This window comes from Aphanizomenon sp. CS-733/32 (genome assembly GCF_028330045.1).
Lineage (GTDB): Bacteria > Cyanobacteriota > Cyanobacteriia > Cyanobacteriales > Nostocaceae > Dolichospermum > Dolichospermum gracile.
This window is the reverse complement of record NZ_JAQMSE010000225.1, coordinates 1-14,850: the sequence shown is the minus strand read 5'-3', so window position 1 is coordinate 14,850 and position 14,850 is coordinate 1. Positions and strand designations below refer to the sequence as shown.

Annotated in this window: 13 protein-coding genes and 1 CRISPR repeat array; of the genes, 9 read left to right on the top strand and 4 right to left on the bottom strand. The window is 38.6% G+C overall.

What is annotated here, in order from left to right; translation table 11 throughout:
• The coding region (gene cas3 / locus PN471_RS18995; RefSeq protein WP_271778170.1) for a CRISPR-associated helicase Cas3' at positions 1–1,970 on the top strand (1,970 nt) is incomplete at its 5' end.
• Between the two features lie 2 nt (positions 1,971–1,972).
• Here the strand turns inward: cas3 and PN471_RS18990 are convergent.
• From PN471_RS18990 to PN471_RS18980, 3 genes are read right to left on the bottom strand one after another with little or no spacing between them, the layout of a single operon-like run.
• A complete protein-coding gene (locus PN471_RS18990; RefSeq protein WP_271778169.1) occupies positions 1,973–2,227 on the bottom strand; it encodes a hypothetical protein in 255 nt (84 codons plus the stop codon).
• Positions 2,214–2,456, bottom strand: coding sequence for a hypothetical protein (locus PN471_RS18985; RefSeq protein ID WP_271778168.1), 243 nt, complete (start codon positions 2,454–2,456; stop codon positions 2,214–2,216). The genes PN471_RS18990 and PN471_RS18985 overlap by 14 nt, the downstream gene beginning before the upstream one ends.
• Before the next feature lie 23 nt (positions 2,457–2,479).
• The gene (locus tag PN471_RS18980; protein WP_271778167.1) at positions 2,480–2,629 is read right to left on the bottom strand and encodes a hypothetical protein; all 150 of its coding nucleotides are present in this window, start codon (positions 2,627–2,629) and stop codon (positions 2,480–2,482) included.
• 129 nt (positions 2,630–2,758) lie between these two features.
• Here PN471_RS18980 and PN471_RS18975 point away from each other — a divergent pair, with 129 nt between their 5' ends.
• From PN471_RS18975 to cas2, 7 genes are all read left to right on the top strand, one after another.
• On the top strand, positions 2,759–4,648 hold the full coding sequence (locus PN471_RS18975; protein WP_271778166.1) for a hypothetical protein: 1,890 nt from the start codon (positions 2,759–2,761) through the stop codon (positions 4,646–4,648).
• On the top strand, positions 4,641–5,603 hold the full coding sequence (locus PN471_RS18970) for a DevR family CRISPR-associated autoregulator (RefSeq protein WP_271778165.1): 963 nt from the start codon (positions 4,641–4,643) through the stop codon (positions 5,601–5,603). Before PN471_RS18975 ends, PN471_RS18970 begins: the two co-directional genes overlap by 8 nt.
• The gene (locus PN471_RS18965) at positions 5,584–6,336 is read left to right on the top strand and encodes a hypothetical protein (protein WP_271778164.1); all 753 of its coding nucleotides are present in this window, start codon (positions 5,584–5,586) and stop codon (positions 6,334–6,336) included. Before PN471_RS18970 ends, PN471_RS18965 begins: the two co-directional genes overlap by 20 nt.
• A complete protein-coding gene (cas6, locus tag PN471_RS18960; protein WP_271778163.1) occupies positions 6,314–7,324 on the top strand; it encodes a CRISPR system precrRNA processing endoribonuclease RAMP protein Cas6 in 1,011 nt (336 codons plus the stop codon). Before PN471_RS18965 ends, cas6 begins: the two co-directional genes overlap by 23 nt.
• 70 nt (positions 7,325–7,394) lie before the next feature.
• On the top strand, positions 7,395–7,979 hold the full coding sequence (cas4, locus tag PN471_RS18955; RefSeq protein WP_271778162.1) for a CRISPR-associated protein Cas4: 585 nt from the start codon (positions 7,395–7,397) through the stop codon (positions 7,977–7,979).
• Between the two features lie 3 nt (positions 7,980–7,982).
• Positions 7,983–8,960 carry a type I-D CRISPR-associated endonuclease Cas1d gene (gene cas1d, locus PN471_RS18950; RefSeq protein ID WP_271778161.1) on the top strand — a complete coding sequence of 326 codons (978 nt, stop codon included), beginning with the start codon at positions 7,983–7,985 and terminating at the stop codon, positions 8,958–8,960.
• A complete protein-coding gene (gene cas2, locus PN471_RS18945) occupies positions 8,957–9,250 on the top strand; it encodes a CRISPR-associated endonuclease Cas2 (protein ID WP_271778160.1) in 294 nt (97 codons plus the stop codon). Before cas1d ends, cas2 begins: the two co-directional genes overlap by 4 nt.
• A gap of 210 nt (positions 9,251–9,460) precedes the next feature.
• A CRISPR array of direct repeats spans positions 9,461–11,948; the repeat unit is 37 nt; unit sequence GTTTCCACATATCTAATCCCCGCAAGGGGACTGAAAC.
• A gap of 111 nt (positions 11,949–12,059) precedes the next feature.
• Here the strand turns inward: cas2 and PN471_RS18940 are convergent.
• Positions 12,060–12,866 carry a Uma2 family endonuclease gene (locus PN471_RS18940; RefSeq protein WP_271778159.1) on the bottom strand — a complete coding sequence of 269 codons (807 nt, stop codon included), beginning with the start codon at positions 12,864–12,866 and terminating at the stop codon, positions 12,060–12,062.
• A 413-nt stretch (positions 12,867–13,279) separates the two neighbouring features.
• On the opposite strand from PN471_RS18940, the gene PN471_RS18935 reads away from it, so the two are divergent.
• The gene (locus PN471_RS18935; protein ID WP_271778158.1) at positions 13,280–14,713 is read left to right on the top strand and encodes an ammonium transporter; all 1,434 of its coding nucleotides are present in this window, start codon (positions 13,280–13,282) and stop codon (positions 14,711–14,713) included.
• Positions 14,714–14,850: the final 137 nt, after the last annotated feature.

Genomic DNA, 14,850 nt, shown 5'->3' with positions numbered 1-14,850 from the left:
TATCTGAACCATTGACCGCTAAAGTTATCAAAACTGGTATTAACAATCATAATTATAAACGAGTTATCATCATCTGTAATACCGTTTCTCAGGCGCAGGGATTATATAGAGATTTGCAAGAGTTGAATTATGATGATAACTTAAATATTACCCTGCTGCACTCCAGATTTTTACCAGAACATCGCGCCCAAAAAGAAACATTTTTAAAAGAAACTTTTGCTGAAAATTGGCAAGATGACGGCACTTGTTATGTGTTGATTTCCACCCAAGTAATTGAAGCCGGAATTAATATTACTTGCCAAGTTATGCACAGTCAACTTTGCCCCATGAACTCATTATTACAAAGGGCAGGACGTTGTGCAAGATTCCCAGATGAACAGGGTCTAGTTTTGGTTTATCGGACAATAGAAGTTAACCAAAATAATACTACACTTGCAGAAGCAGATGTAGATTCAGAAACCCAAGAAACTACCGATAAAAAACAAAGTTTTCTGCCATATCCTGAAAAAACCTGTGAATCAACATGGCAAGTATTACAGGCACATACTGAATCAAATCAGGTGCATGAAAATGTGGGATTTCGTATCGAAGAAACTTGGATTAATCAGGTGCATACAGCAGAAGATTTACTGCAACAACAACGACGAAAAAATAATCAAATGCAGTTTGAAAACAATTTTGAAGCGGCATTCTTTAGAGGTGATCAATCTTTTGCAAGTGAGTTAATTCGTTCTGTTGATAGTCGGAGTTTATTTGTTTGGGAAGAAAGCGGATTTATTGACTTTGAGGAAGAACCCATTGACCCCCGCAAATTAATGGCTTTTTCAGTTCCTGTGTCTACACTGTGCAAAGTTTGGCGAGATTCCAAAAACTTAGAATTTGGTACAGATTGGATTTTTAAACGAATTGAAACACCGAAAGGTAAAGCAGAAACCTATAATCAACCTGTTTGCACTGAGATTAAATACCGTGATTCATTGATTAACAGCATCAAGATTTTAGTTAATCCCCGCTTTATTTATTATGATGAAAATATTGGATTATTAATTGGCATTAATGAATTTAGTAATGGTTTTATTTCCCCACCGAAACCACAGCGCACAATTGTCAGTGAATATCGTTATAATATGGATACTTATGTTGGACATTTGGGTTGTATGTGGACTTGTTGGCATAAACCATTTAAAACCTTACGCTTAAAAAACGGTGAAGCTGAACCAACTATTTACAATAGTATCAGAAATGAGCTATTACCAGCAGGGACAAAATTAATTAAAAACAAGATTTTTCCACACATCCAAGAATCAGAAGCAGCAGCATTATTTGAATTATTGGTATTTTTTGCTATCTTTACCCATGATTTGGGTAAACTACAAATTAAATGGCAACAAGTGATGCGGAAATGGCAAGCGATCGCTCATTCTTCATTTCAAGGTCAAAACCCCAAACAACATTTACTGGCACACACTGATTATAACCCAGACGATAAAGACCAAAAAACAGCACTCAAAGATCATGAAAAGAAACACAAGCGTCCTAACCACGCTGTTGAAAGTGCATATTTAGCACGGGATATTCTCAAACAATCTTTAGTACCAGTATTACGTGATTATTTTGAGGCTGATAACGAACAGATTCAGTATATTTGTCATACAGTGATTATGGCTGCTGGTCGTCACCATTCGGCTTGGGCTGGTGGTTGGAGTGTAGCAGATATAACTAAAATAAAAACTATAGAATTACACCCGGAAGCACAAAGAGCGATCGCCCAAAGTTGGCAAAGTATGACACGCTTCCTAAGTCAAAGTTTACCATTAACACCAGCAAATTTAAGCAAAAGTATCTACCCAATTAAAAAAGAACTTGACTTGAATCAGTTAAATACTGCTGATGAATTTGAGTATTTTCATCTCTACTTGCTGGTAGTTAGGGCTTTACGACTGTGTGATCAACGCTCAGTGCAACTTTAGAATTATGTATCTGTATTTTCCTGACTTAATTGTTGCTGAAAATCAGAAATTGACTCTGTAGTAATAGCCTTTTCCAGTAGATGGTTCAGTCGTTCACTATCATAAATTTGATTGATTTGTTCAACTAATTCAGGAGGAACATAATTAAATCGAGTCTCTAAAACTGTAGCAATAGATTCCTGGAAACCTATTGTTCTTCCTATACGTTGTATGCTTGTGATGTATCTCTTTTCTTGTTTAACCTCAAATTCTCTCATTATCTGTATCTGTATTTTCTTGGCTTAATTGTTGCTGAAAATCAGAAATTGACCCTGTAGTAATAGCCTCCTCTAATAGCTGATTTAGTCGTTCATGGTCATAAATTTTATTGATTTGTTCCACTAATTCAGAAGGAGCATCTTGAAATCTAGTTTTGATGATTTTAACAATAGATTCTTGGAGAGTTTGCGATCTTTCTATACGTTGTATACTTGTTATGTATGCCATTTTTTTGTCATCCTCAAACTGCTTCAATTCAGTTTTGAAATAAGAAACTCATAACCTCGCGTCCAGTCAATTTCGTTGTAAATATGGGGAAAGAAGAATGTTAAAAACGCCTCAAAGTATTTTTCTACACCTTCCTTCCAAGCACCATCATAATCAGCTTTTACTTCACTCACAGTTGTTTCTAGGCAGATGTCAAAAATATCTTAGCGTCTTTTTTCTACAATTACGTTAATCGGAATACCCCTCTTCCAGCTAGATATATACTGTTTGGAAGTAGACAACTCCTATGGGTTGAAGACCAGATGATAAAGCAGCTATTTGTTACCAAAAAATTCGGCACTTATGCTGACACTTTCTTGATGTTAGGTCTGGTACAGCTTGTGGAGTATGCCCTGAAAGCTACTAACCAAAAAAGTGCAATTCAACTTTTAGATCAAGGAACACGCTACTGCCTTCAGTTAAAACAACCTATCAATTTAGAACTGGTAGCCAAACTCAATTATACCAATTCTTTCCCGCCAGTCAAAGGTCAAAAAACCGATATTAGCAAAATACCGCAGGAAACAGATACTTTTAATACAGTGGAGGAAACGGAAAGACGAAAACTTTACCGGGAGTATTTATTTCAACAAAAGGGTAAACCCCAATTTAATGAAGATGCACCAAAACCACCACATCCAAGTACCCAAAATGGTGTAATACTGACTTCCATGCGTCATGACCGCAATCATAACGAATTGTGGTATTTAGGATGGCAAACAGTAGGGGCGGGGTCTCCCCGCCCAGATTCTCCCCGCCCAGATTCTCCCCACCCAGATTCTCCCCGCTCAAATTCTCCCCGCCCAAATTACGGGGCTTTATTGGTTGCTTTATTTACAGCATTTAGCCAAGAAATAGAGGATGTTAATAACTTAGTAAACGACTTATTCACCCAAGCTACAGGACAGAAATTACCAGAAACAGCCAGTGCAGTAAAAATCTATTTACCAACATCTGTACAAGGGGTAAACCGAGTTAAAGCAGATGGTAATAAAGTAGATTCTCAAAAAACGGATTGGTTAAGTTTATGGTTGATTGCTGGAGGTTTATTTTCCTTTGGTATATCAGAAAGAATCAAAATAGCTGAACGAGTTTATGATTGGCGTGTTGTAGTTTTAGAACCCCAAGATATTCAGTTAAATAAATATCGGGAAGTATTGAATAAGTTGCGTCAGTTAAACCCACCATCTGGGGGTCATGGAATTGCACGGTTTGATGCGGAGTTGGTATTGAAATTCTGTCAACAATTATTGAATTATCATCAATCTCAAGCAGACTCAGAAAGTGATGAATTTGATATTTGTCAACCAGTCAATCATTTTGTTAGTAACTTTATTGGTACTCACTTTGGTTCTAAAGGTCAAGTTTATGGTGTCAAAGAAGTGTTTTCTTTAGGTTTGCCAGGTTGGATTAGTCCTAAAACTTCTGAGGAATTAGCAGATTATCACAATATTTTGACAGAACACTTGTCAATTGTTAGTACCCTATCAGCAGAAGAAGGACACAGTGAATTATTAGCACTTTATCGAGATTTCATTACTAGTACAAGTTTAGAAAATTTCTTTCGCTTTCAAGTAATTTATGCCGATTATGTTGTTAAGCGTTTAGCAGATCCTAAAGCTAAATTCTTTCCTCGTTTATTTTCTCTTAATGGATTAGATCTCATGGTGAAAAATTTTAATCATCCTCAAAATCACAAAGAATTAACTTTAACAGACATTACACAAGACCCTGGATTTTTACGTATTGCTAAGGCTATTAATAGTGCCACAGTTTATGCAGGAAAAGACGAACATGGTTGGGATAGAATCTATGGTTTAGCACAACGTTTAACTAGTCAAGCGGGATCTAAAAAGGATTTTATTATTGAATTATCGGCTTTTATTGCTAGTTACGAAAATGAGAACTTGCGAATTGATGAAGAACTCAAAAAGAAAGGTAAACCCCGGAGGATTTGGACTACCAAAGATGATTTAGATAGGGTAATTAATCTCATCGAAAATCATGGTTCCAGTTTAGTTGCTAACCTATTAATTGCCTATGGTTACGCTAAGGGTTGGGGTAAATCAAAAGAATCAGATAAAACCGATGCAACTGGTGAATCAGAAACAGAATTAGATAACATTGAAGAAGGAGAAAATGATAATGGCTAAGGTACAATTTCCCGTTTATTCAATTTCTATTAGTGGTTTATTATCTCTACAACTTCATGCTTTGAATAATGAAGGTAACGAGGGTAATCAATCTTTAACTCGACGCTATTACATCATTCAGGATGGCATGGATGAACCTGATTATGTCAATGGTATTTCTGGGGATATGTTCAAACATATTCAATCTGAACATTTACACCGTGTTGCTCTTGAATCTGGACTAAGTTTATCTGAGGGTGGTAAACAATTTAATCCCGATAGAATTGGTTATGACTTGGAAAAAAATCTCTCGGTTTTTACAGACAAAGATACTGATTTAGCAGCAAAAACTGGTAAAGTTCTGCAACTTTGTACCATCAGCGATTTAGAAGGTTTCATGGTGACTGTTAAAGGTGGACAAACCTTAAAACGTGATTCTGTTATTGAGTTCGGTGCAGTTGTTGGTTTACCAAATTTAGTCAAAACACAGAGTTATTTTCATGCTAAATATGGTGTAGATAATCCCACTCCTTATAACGTTCAAGTTAGTTCTGGTTTATATGCCACTGTTCTCAATATTGAGGCTTTTAGAATTGGTTATAACCCCCACAATTTTGGTTATAGCATTGATGTTTCTGAACGGAAAAAACGCCTGGATGCTTTACTAAAAAGTGTGCTTTATACCTATTTACAACCCAATGGTGCAAAACGCAATACTAATTTACCGCACCCTGATAATTTTGAAGGTGTAATTACTATTAGTAGTCGCCGTTGTCCTGCACCAATGATTAGTTCTTTAAAACCAGAATATAAAACCCAAATTGACAGTTTAGCAGCTACATTAAATAAACTCAATGGTGCTGATACCATCCGTTGTTTTAAGTTTGACAATATAGCTGAATTTGCAGATAAAATTGAAATTCTGATTGCTCAAACTCTACCTTGGGATAGTGAAAATGCCGAAGCAATCTCCTAAATCTAAAACTTCCCCACAATCAGAAACTGTAACTACATGGCTAACTGTCACCTATCAACCTGTTAGCCTATTTTCTCTCAAACGTTCTGATGCTACAAGTATGGCAGCAAGGTCTAATTTAGTACCTACTCCTTATGCTGTCAAAATGGCATTATTAAAAGTGTTGTTAGAAAGTCAGGGAAGACACCATCAAAATGATTTTGACCAATGGATTAAAACCGAATTTAGCTGGATTCGAGATTTAATCATTTATATTTGTCCTCCAGAAAGATTAGTTGTCAATCGTAATGGTTACAAACTCCGCTATTACGATCAATCCGCAGATAAAGCAGATAAATCTCGTTCAACTGTGCCTATGCAAGATGGTTTTGTATTTCGGGAATGGGTACATTTTCAAGGACATCTGCAAATTTGTTGTAGTGCAGGAAAGCATTTAATAGAACTAGAACAATTATTTGCCCAAATTAATTATTTTGGTAAACGGGGTTGTTTTTTTCAATATTTACCAGAGTGCAAACAAGAAACTTCAGAACCATTATTTCCACCAAATCCTGCTACTGGTTTTACAATTCAACCAATGGATGATTTTGGTGAAAAAACCACATTTAGTCGTATTAATCCTTTTTCCACTGATAAAGCTCAACTCGATAAAGATAGAGTGATTAAATCAGGATTTCTACCATTGAAACTTATTGCCACCAGCGCCCGTTATGACATTTACCGAAGATATTGAGACTACATTTGCTGGGATGAGTTTAATTCTCAGACAAGATGCAAAAAATATCAATTCTGTTACCTTAGAATCTTGGTTATCAGATACTCAACCTGTACCTGTTTGGATTCAATTACACATTGCTGATGGTATTACTAAAATCATGCCTGTGTTGCCAGATTCTCGATTATATCCACAACTAATGGAATCAATTTGTCAGCGAATTATTGGTAAAAGAATTACTCTAGATTGGCAAAATAAATCATATCAATTAACAGGTGTTGAAGTTAATTCTCATAACCTTCATGTAATTCTCATTTCCATTTCTGCTACTGCACCATTACCAGCAACATTAGGAAGGGCTATTCATGCTCAATGTTTTCAATGGTTTGCTAATGCAGATCCTCTTCTCGCAGAGAATTTGCATCAACAAGATCCTTTACCAGTGACCATAGGAATACAGTACACTTCTCCGCAAAGAATCCAGTTGAGAATTACACTATTAAAACAAGAACTTTTAGCACCTTTATTGTGGGGATTAAGCAGCAATTTGGGTGGTGAAATTACATTAGCAGGAATATCTTGTAAATTAGGTAAGTGGATAAATATTTATCAATCTAGCAACGTTGAAAACCTGTTAGAGATACCATCACAAAATACAATTGAATTACAATTTCTCTCCCCCACCAGTTTTAAGCAGAATCAAAATATCCAACCTTTTCCATTGCCTGATTTAGTATTCAATAGTTTATTACGTCGTTGGAATAGATTTGCACCCTCTGAATTACAATTTCCTCAAGTTGAATGGCAGGGTTTAGTTTCTGCTTTTGATATTAAAACCCATGCTTTAAAAATGGAAGCTGGTGCAGAAATTGGTACTGTTGGCTGGGTAAAATATCGGTTTTTAGACCCTGAACAAGCCAGAATCGCCACTATTTTAGCTAACTTCGCTGTCTTTTCCGGTGTGGGACGGAAAACAGCTATGGGTATGGGACAAGTAAGAATTTAGAATTTAGAATTTAGAATTTAGAATTTAGAATTTAGAATTACCAATTACCAATTACCAATTACCAAATAAAATGAATGAAGATTATTTACCATTAGCTTACTTGAATGCTTGGGAATATTGTCCGCGTAGATTTTACCTCGAATATGTATTAGGTGAAATGGCAGACAATGAACATATTATCTTAGGTCGTCATATTCACCGCAATATTAATGAAGAAGGCACTTTTCAAGAAGGTGAAACCTTAATTCATCAACAACAATGGGTGTGGTCAGAACGCCTCAAAGTTTCCGGGATTATTGATGCTGTTGAGGAATACGATGGTCAACTTGTGCCTGTGGAATACAAAAAAGGCAAGATGGAACAACACCTAAATGACCATTTTCAAGTTTGTGCTGCGGCTTTATGTTTAGAAGAACGCACTGGTCGCACGATTACCTATGGTGAAATATTTTATCATGCCAATCGTAGAAGACAAACTGTGGCATTTACACCGCAATTACGACAAATGACAGAACAAGCGATAGCATTAGCTCATGTTGCAAGTCAAAATAAAATGCCAGCACCTATTGATCATTCTAAAAAATGTCAATCATGTAGTCTGCAAGGAATTTGTTTACCCTTTGAAGTCAAACAACTACAACGTCAAGAATATTAAATTATGACTACTCTCTATATCATTCAACCTGATGCTATTTTAAGCAAAGATTATGAAGCTTTTCAAGTAGCTTTGAAACAAGAAGATGGTTCTTGGAAAAAACAAAAGGTTGCGGCTCAAACGGTAAACGAAGTTATTTTGATGGGTAATCCCCAAGTTACCGGCGATGCTTTTGTTTATGCTCTAGAATTAGGAATGCCAGTGCATTATCTTTCTAGTTTTGGTAAATACTTGGGTTCTGCTTTACCTAAATCTTCTCGTAATGGTCAATTGAGGTTGGCACAGTATGCAGTTTATCATGATCCTGTGCGGCGGTTAGAATTAGTTAAGGCAATTGTCACAGCAAAGATTCATAATCAATATAATGTATTGTACCGACACAATGAAAAAGATAATCCCCTCAAAGAACGGAAAATCTTAGTTAAAACTCAACAAAATATAGATCAAGTTCGTGGTGTGGAAGGTTTAGCAGCCAGAGAATATTTTGCTTGTTGGCAAGGAATGGTAGGTAAACAATGGACTTTTAATGGCAGAAATCGCCGTCCACCTACTGACCCTGTTAATTCCTTACTCAGTTTTGCCTATGCTTTATTACAAGGTCAAGTTATGGCTGGTGTTCATGTGGCAGGATTAGATCCCTATATTGGCTATCTCCACGAAGTTCATCATGGTCAACCGGCAATGGTGTTAGATCTAATGGAGGAATTTCGAGCTTTGATTGCTGATAATTTAGTATTGTCATTATTGCATAAACACGAAATAAAACCCGAAGATTTTAACGAAAGTTTGGGAGCTTATCGGTTGAAAGATAATGCAAGAAAAACTTTTTTGCAAGCCTTTGACAAAAAAATGAATGATGAATTTAAACACCCTGTTTTTGATTATCGTTGTACCTACCGACGAGCAATAGAATTACAAGCACGGTTACTGAGTCGTCATTTACAAGAAGGTGTTCCCTACAAACCTTTATCACTAAGATGACAACACTGTTTTATCTGATTATTTATGACTTACCTGACAATAAAGCTGCCAATAAACGCCGAACTCGTTTACATAAAATGCTTTCTGGTTATGGTAAGTGGACTCAATACAGTGTGTTTGAGTGTTTTTTGACTGCTGTACAATTTGCTCGGTTGCAAACCAAGATAGAAAAGCTGATTAAGTCTGATGAGGATTCTATTAGAATGTATGTGCTGGATGCTGGGAGTGTGAAAAGAACTATTACTTATGGTTCGGAAATCCCTAGACAAGAACAAGCTATCATTATATAATTGATACATCAGCTTAAATTTTTGGCAGACCTAGAGCGGGGTCAAAAACCCGGGAGATTCGCCAAACAGCCAGAACCTTGACAACTAAATACTTTCAGCGTTCCATTAGTTTCAGTTGGCAGTTGACCCCAAGCCTGAAGTGAGGTTTTTTGAGAGGTTCGCCAAAATCGTCTCTGGACTCCGCCCCCAGTTTATGTTTCAGACGGCGGTGTTTCCACATATCTAATCCCCGCAAGGGGACTGAAACTCAGGTAAATATTATATTATTCTATGTAGAGATATTGTTTCCACATATCTAATCCCCGCAAGGGGACTGAAACTTTGTCGTGGTTTGGTTGTCGGTGGCTGTGTTCCTGTTTCCACATATCTAATCCCCGCAAGGGGACTGAAACAGTTTAGTTAAGTTTGACGAGGGTAGAACTGATTTTCAAGTTTCCACATATCTAATCCCCGCAAGGGGACTGAAACGAGCGATCGCCCTCTAAAGATCCCTATTGGGATGAGTTTCCACATATCTAATCCCCGCAAGGGGACTGAAACTTTAGTGAGAGCATGGCAGAATTCTATCCTACTTGCGTTTCCACATATCTAATCCCCGCAAGGGGACTGAAACAACCTATTGAAGAACAATAGCTCTGTTCTTGCTTTGTTTCCACATATCTAATCCCCGCAAGGGGACTGAAACAGGTAGGAGAATCATTTCCATTTATTCCTTTGATGTCAGTTTCCACATATCTAATCCCCGCAAGGGGACTGAAACATGAAGAGTTTACGCAATTGATTCTCAGCAGCTTTAGTTTCCACATATCTAATCCCCGCAAGGGGACTGAAACGTTTGAAATAGCTAACTTAGAATGTGAGTGGTTAGTAGGTTTCCACATATCTAATCCCCGCAAGGGGACTGAAACTAGTTTAGTAGACTATGTTGAGAAACTAATTTGAAGTGTTTCCACATATCTAATCCCCGCAAGGGGACTGAAACGCGCAGCGTGTGGACGGGTTGTTCCCCGTCCACGATTAGTTTCCACATATCTAATCCCCGCAAGGGGACTGAAACGCAACAGAGTCCATATCTGGTTTTTCTAACACATACGTTTCCACATATCTAATCCCCGCAAGGGGACTGAAACACATCTGAATCAGACTCATTTAAACCAGCCCCAAAAGTGTTTCCACATATCTAATCCCCGCAAGGGGACTGAAACGTTATTAGGAGAATTAAGTATATTAGTTAAATCAAGTTTCCACATATCTAATCCCCGCAAGGGGACTGAAACAACTTAGCTTCCTCCCTGTTAGAATAGAATATCCTGTTGTTTCCACATATCTAATCCCCGCAAGGGGACTGAAACCCTTCCACACCAACCAAGAAGAAAGTGAAGAAGATAGTTTCCACATATCTAATCCCCGCAAGGGGACTGAAACAGTCCCCCAATAGTACCTAAAGACCTGTAAGCTAGTTTCCACATATCTAATCCCCGCAAGGGGACTGAAACAATAACTTCTGCTGTTACTAGTTGAGGGTTTTTAGAGTTTCCACATATCTAATCCCCGCAAGGGGACTGAAACATGGGCATCATTGCACTTTAACCAAGGAAAAACAGTTTCCACATATCTAATCCCCGCAAGGGGACTGAAACATTAAGGCAAAATCACCGCGCGTCTGAACAACGTAAACATCAAAGTTTCCACATATCTAATCCCCGCAAGGGGACTGAAACCATAAAAGTAAGCACACTGTTTGCAAACTTGCTTTCCTTGTTTCCACATATCTAATCCCCGCAAGGGGACTGAAACATCTATTGCTCCTGGCCCGGACGGCAGGGTACTTATAAGGTTTCCACATATCTAATCCCCGCAAGGGGACTGAAACAATTCTTATTTGCTTTAATCCTGTCTTTCTCTTTGGTTTCCACATATCTAATCCCCGCAAGGGGACTGAAACTGAATGATTACGTAACTGTACATGGAGCAAAAATGCAATTTATTGACGTTTCCACATATCTAATCCCCGCAAGGGGACTGAAACATTATGGATTTTCAAGTGTAAGCCAGATTTCAATGAAGTTTCCACATATCTAATCCCCGCAAGGGGACTGAAACGGTAAGTCTGGAATAACTATTGATTGGGTTAACTGGATTGTTTCCACATATCTAATCCCCGCAAGGGGACTGAAACGGCGATCGCTCCATAGTGGTTGACCGCACAGCCAAAGTTTCCACATATCTAATCCCCGCAAGGGGACTGAAACACACCGCCATGAATGGGCATTTACAGATCAGGATTGATTGTTTCCACATATCTAATCCCCGCAAGGGGACTGAAACAACGTAGGGCAAAATTCCTTGTTTTGCAAACGAAGCTAGTTTCCACATATCTAATCCCCGCAAGGGGACTGAAACATGATAAAGATGTTGCCTATCAAACAACTAATAAACAAAAAGTTTCCACATATCTAATCCCCGCAAGGGGACTGAAACTAGATACCCACGGATAAAATGGGAGTAGCTTATCGTTTCCACATATCTAATCCCCGCAAGGGGACTGAAACATGCGATCGCCCTCCAAGGGGAGGGAAGTTTGCGGTTTCCACATATCTAATCCCCGCAAGGGGACTGAAACATATCTGCACTCATGAATAAACATAAACCTTGACCATAGTTTCCACATATCTAATCCCCGCAAGGGGACTGAAACAAGATGTGTAGGGCTTTAGTGACTCCGGGTGCAAGCTAGCAAGGAAGCACTGGGGGACTGTGGACAGGGACAGTAAATCTAGTGATCGCTAATTGGAGATATGAGTATTTTTTACACTTCTGGTTCTATTCCTAAAGCGCGTAATTGAGAGATGAGGCGATCGCTTTTTTCTTTTTCACTTTCAGCCTGTTGGCGTTCATATTCAGCCTGTTGGCGTTCATATTCAGCCTGTTGGCGTTCATATTCAGCCCGTTGGCGTTCATATTCAGCTGTTTCATGACCATCAAGTAATAAATTACCGTCTAAATCCCACCAACGCAGCCAAGGTAACTCCATATTTTGATATGTCCCTTGCCAAATACCTAATTCTACGCCCATAGGTGTAATCGGATAATGACCTCGTTTATTTGGTGGCAATAAATGATATTGTCCTTCCATGAGATGATATACTTCCACGCTGGCTTTACTAACTTCATAAATGCCATAGAAAGCAGGTTTGATCACTTGTTCATAAATCCAAAATTTCCCCTGCCAAGGTGTTTTATCTCTTTCTTCTGTGCCATTTCCTGATACAAATTCTAAAGCAATTAATGGGGCAATAAATTCTTGCCAAAGCACATAAGAACGTCGGACTTTACCATCTAATAATGGTGGCACATGAGGAACATAAAACCAATCGGGAGCTTCTGCACCTCGTTCTGGTGGTTCAGTTATCCGCCAATAAATACCGCTATCTTGACCTATAGCATATTGTCCATCAGCGTGGAGTTTTTGTAATACTGGGATGATAGATTGAGTTAGTAGAATGCTTTGTGGATGTTCCTGAAAATTCTTCACAAATTGTCCGTTAGATTCTGGTAGTTGAGTATGATCTGGGAGGCTGGTTTGTGTATAGGGAGGATCTGCGGTAAAGGTCATAATGTCCTCGTGTTTTATAAGGTTTATTGTAGGATGACAATGAACAAATTATAACAATAATTTAGAGGGTGTTTGAATTTACCTGAATTTACCTGAATTATCAGCGATGAAAGTCCTGAATTTACCTGAATTCTTGAATTACCAAAATAGGTAAGTAGGTTGGCGTTGAAAATTGTCGTTTTCTCTATATTATGTGAGGATTTTTACCCATTTTACCCCATTGTCTTGCACTTTTTTCCCATTTATAGACTTCAATCACTATTTGTACAAGGGTTTCAGCTTTAATCAGCAAGCCCTAAATAAATCAAAGAAAATGTACTTTTTAATACAGAACGTTCTTTCTATCAAGTATATGCTACTTAGCGAACATCAAGATATCGGCAATTACTGAGTCAGTAATGAGAAAAACAACTATGAATAGACGTGTCCGTCCTTTGTATCGTCTTTTAGCCCTGGCTATAGGTGCAATGGTTTTGGCAATTTTTGCCCCCACAGTTGTCCAAGCCGCAGATCCTGTAACACTGGAATCCTTAGATGCCACAACCAAGCAATTACAAGTTTCCATTGATACTACTTGGGTACTACTCACAGGCTTTTTAGTATTTTTCATGCAGACTGGTTTTTCCATGTTGGAGGCAGGTTTGCTGCGCCAAAGAGGTGTAGTTAATGCCCTATTAGAAAACTTTATTGATGCGGCTCTCACCATTATCATCTGGTGGGGTGTAGGCTTTGGCATCGCTTTTGGTACAAGTGCTGGCGGGTTTATTGGTACAGACACTTTTTTCTTAAGTCAATTACCAGTTGACGGTACTTTTACTAATAGTGGTGTACCAGGAATAGCTTCAGGACTGAATGCTTATACTTTGTTCTTCTTTCAGTTTGCCTTTGCAGCTACTGCCAGTACAATTACGACTGGGGCAATGGCTGGGAGAACGGACTTTATCGGTGATTTAATCTACAGTGCTGTCATGGCTGCGTTCAGCTATCCCGTGATTGTGCATTGGGTATGGAACTCCAGCGGCTGGTTAGCGAAAATAGGTTTTCATGATTTTGCCGGTAGTACAGTGGTTCATACCGTTGGTGGTTGGACAGCTTTAGTTGGTGCTTTTTTACTTGGTCCACGCCCTGGACGAACTCCTTGGGGGCAGATTCCTCCAGCCCATAACTTAGGTTTGGCAGCTTTGGGAACTATGATTCTCTGGTTTGGCTGGTATGGCTTTAACCCCGGTTCAACCCTCGGTACTGCTAATCCTGGCTTAATTGGTTTAATCACCCTGAATACGACCCTGGGGGCTGGCGCTGGGGCGTTAGCGGCAATGTTTTATCAATATAGTCGTTCACGTAAATGGGATTTAGTCTATTGTCTGAATGGTTCTTTGGCAGGTTTGGTGGGTATTACCGCTGGTTGTGCTTTCATAGCACCTTGGGCGGCGGTGGTGATTGGTTTAACTGGGGGAATTTTAGTAGTTTTAGGAATTGACATTATTGAATCATGCAAAATTGATGATCCTGCGGGAGCATTTGCTGTTCATGGTATTAATGGCATGATGGGTACACTTGCTGTTGGTTTTTTAGGTCAACCAGAACTGACTTTGAATAAAAAAGCTGGATTGTTATTAGGTGGTGGTTTTGATTTGCTGGGTGTGCAGATTTTGGGCGTAGTCGTAGTATCAGTTTTCACTATTGGTTTTGCCTTTTTAATGTTTACTGGACTCAATGCTATTGGTAGGCTGCGTGTTAATCCTGAAGCTGATCAGGTGGGGATTGATAACTATGAACATGGTGCAACTGTCTGGCCTGATATTTATGCTGTTGAGGAGTTTGTGGACCAAGAAAAAAGTTACTAGGACTTACGCACTGTACAAATTCACCATGATGTGCATGAACGAAAATCCATCGTTTCAGGCTTTTGGTGATTAACTTCTGCTCAATAGCGAGCGCTCAAAAATCATCAAAAAATCACGTTAAAATGCCCGAAACCCAT